Source organism: Dyadobacter endophyticus (genome assembly GCF_014641595.1).
Lineage (GTDB): Bacteria > Bacteroidota > Bacteroidia > Cytophagales > Spirosomataceae > Dyadobacter > Dyadobacter endophyticus.
Window position 1 is genome coordinate 1 of sequence record NZ_BMIA01000015.1, and the last position, 2,264, is coordinate 2,264.

The following is a 2,264-nucleotide window of genomic DNA, read 5'->3' on the forward strand; positions in this document are numbered from 1 at the left end:
GTATCCGGCCTATCAACTACGTATTTGTTAATTGGTGAACCTTGTTAAAGTGTTGCGGATACAGGTCAGTGATGTTTTTATGATTGATTGTGGAGATGTTTAGTAGAGTGTTTTTTAGCCAATTGTAGGGATTGACGTTGTGTTTTTTGCAGATAGCAAAGAAGGAGTAGATCATAGCAGCCCGCTGTGCTGCTTCGTGTGAGCCAGCGAATAAATAGTTTTTCCGGCCCAGGGCCAACGGGCGTATAGAATTTTCAATTTGATTATTATCGATCAACAGATTTCCGTCGTATAAGTAGGCACTGAGTGCATCCCAACGGCCGTAACTGTACTGCATCGCCTTTCCGATCTGGCTTTTTGGGAGCGTACTTTTAATTTGTTCGAAGATCCATTTGCCCAGCTCGTTGATAACTGGAAGGGATTCTGTTAGCCGCAGCTCTTTGATTTCAACAGCATCCAGCATCAGTTGGCGGGCTTTCCGCTCCACAGCGTACAGTTGCTGGATCATCGATAGTGCTTTTTGCGCCCTGGTTTTGTCGTTGTCCAGGGCCCGTTCAAATTCCCGACGCGCATGCGCCCAGCAAGCAAGATGGATAACATCTTTCCGCTTCCCATGCTTTTCATAAACTGCGTAGCCGTCCGTCTGTAGATAGCCCTTAAAGCTTTCCAACATCGTCTTCGCTCCTGCTGAGCCTCTTGTCGGTTGGTAATCAAAGAGAACGACATCATCCAAAGGGCTGTGGTAGACCCAATAGTATCCCTGATGGCAAGCGCCTTTCTTGTCAGTTTCCAGTACTTTAATCGGACTTTCATCCACCTGCCAATAGCCCTTCGATTTCATATCAAAGACCAGTTGCTCATAAAGCGGTTCCAGCTTGATCAGCGCTTCTTTGGTCCATCCTTCAAGTGTTGAAGATGCGATCTGGATATTTTCCCTGGCAAAACGCTGCTTCTGCCGGTAAAGTGGAAGGTGGTCTTGGTATTTATCGGTTAAAATGCTAGCCAGCAGTCCCGCAGATGGTATTCCTTTGTCGATGACCCGCTCGGGAAGTTGACCGATTCTGACCCCTTCACCATTTTTGGGTGCATATTTATAGCGTATATATCTTTTGATCAAAAAGCGTGCGGGTTCGTAATCCAGCTCTTCAGTAACTTCCTTGCCGATACATACCATTTCAGAAAGATCACCGGCAGGATAAATCTCGATCTCTTCGACGGGTAAATGAGAAGGCAGTGCTGCACGGCCCTTATGGTTTGGCCTTTTACGGATGTAGCTGATTTTTTCATGCAGAATTTCTTCTTGTTCAGCAGCCTGTTCGCTAGGAGCTTCAAAGGGAAGCGCAATCTGGGCCGGATCTCCTTCAAAGCGTTCACGCTTTTGACCGAACTGCATCCGTTTGTACATCTCTACCTGAGATTCCAGGTATGCGTTCTGCTGGGTTAAACCCGATATCTGCTGATCCCGTTCTTTTAAAAGAGCGAGCAATTGGTCTTTATCCAGCGTTTCCAGCGGGGCATTTTGCATACTTAAAAGTACGGAAAAACAGCCTTTAAAGCTAGCAAAAGCACTTATTGCTGTAAAATAAAACGCTTTCTACGACTGCTTTTCAGTACCTGGATTCCTTCGATCATCAGCACCAGTTCGCTCCAAGAAATACTTCCGGTTGCCTGTTTTTTAGGGGAGGGAAAGGTGCCACTTTCCAGTCTTTTATAATAAAGTACAAAGCCTCCCGGCTCCCAATGCAGCATTTTAAGATGGGTCCGTCTTCGGTTAAGAAAGATAAAAACTTCGCCACTGGTGGCCACTCTACCTAACTCGGAATCCACCAGGCCACAGAGTCCATCAAAACCTTTACGCATATCGCAATCGCCTCGGTACAGATAATATTGGTGGGATGAACCCAGACTAAACATTAGTAAAGCCGGATCAACTCAGAGAGCACCGTCAGATCACCGCCCTGATAATTTACCTGCACGCCATTTGGATAAATGACTTCATAAGCATTGTCCATGGCCGAACGCTGGGCGGATATACGAACAAAACCCGTCGCTTTTTCAACCAACTTTTCCTTTCCGACCCAATAGCCAAATTTAGCTACTGTCATGCCGTGCAACTTGCAGAATTCACTTTGGCTCAGGCCACTTTTACGCCATTGTCTCACTAATTTGAACATTTCTTCTGACTGATCCATAATGCGTTATGTTTTTGCCAAAAGTAATCAGGCGGCCGCTGCTAAAAAATATGCACTTGATAGGCCGGATAC

3 protein-coding genes are annotated in these 2,264 nt (G+C 46.0%); all 3 read right to left on the bottom strand.

What is annotated here, in order from left to right; all coding sequences use genetic code 11:
• Positions 1-16 precede the first annotated feature (16 nt).
• From tnpC to tnpA, 3 genes are read right to left on the bottom strand one after another with little or no spacing between them, the layout of a single operon-like run.
• Positions 17-1,525: an IS66 family transposase gene (tnpC, locus tag IEY24_RS32585; protein WP_188939485.1), complete on the bottom strand. Its 1,509-nt coding sequence runs from the start codon at positions 1,523-1,525 to the stop codon at positions 17-19.
• A 44-nt stretch (positions 1,526-1,569) separates the two neighbouring features.
• Positions 1,570-1,914 (bottom strand): IS66 family insertion sequence element accessory protein TnpB, encoded by a 345-nt coding sequence (gene tnpB, locus IEY24_RS32590; protein ID WP_262892458.1) that lies wholly within the window; start codon positions 1,912-1,914, stop codon positions 1,570-1,572.
• Entirely contained in the window at positions 1,914-2,192 is a 279-nt protein-coding gene (gene tnpA / locus IEY24_RS32595; protein WP_188939487.1) for an IS66 family insertion sequence element accessory protein TnpA, read from the bottom strand. The genes tnpB and tnpA overlap by 1 nt, the downstream gene beginning before the upstream one ends.
• Positions 2,193-2,264 lie beyond the last annotated feature (72 nt).

Bases quoted from the DNA above. Each gene is read 5' to 3' on its own strand.
- tnpC (WP_188939485.1), bottom strand. From the start codon at position 1,525: ATGCAAAATGCCCCGCTGGAAACGCTGGATAAAGACCAATTGCTCGCT.
- tnpB (WP_262892458.1), bottom strand. From the start codon at position 1,914: ATGTTTAGTCTGGGTTCATCCCACCAATATTATCTGTACCGAGGCGAT.
- tnpA (WP_188939487.1), bottom strand. From the start codon at position 2,192: ATGGATCAGTCAGAAGAAATGTTCAAATTAGTGAGACAATGGCGTAAA.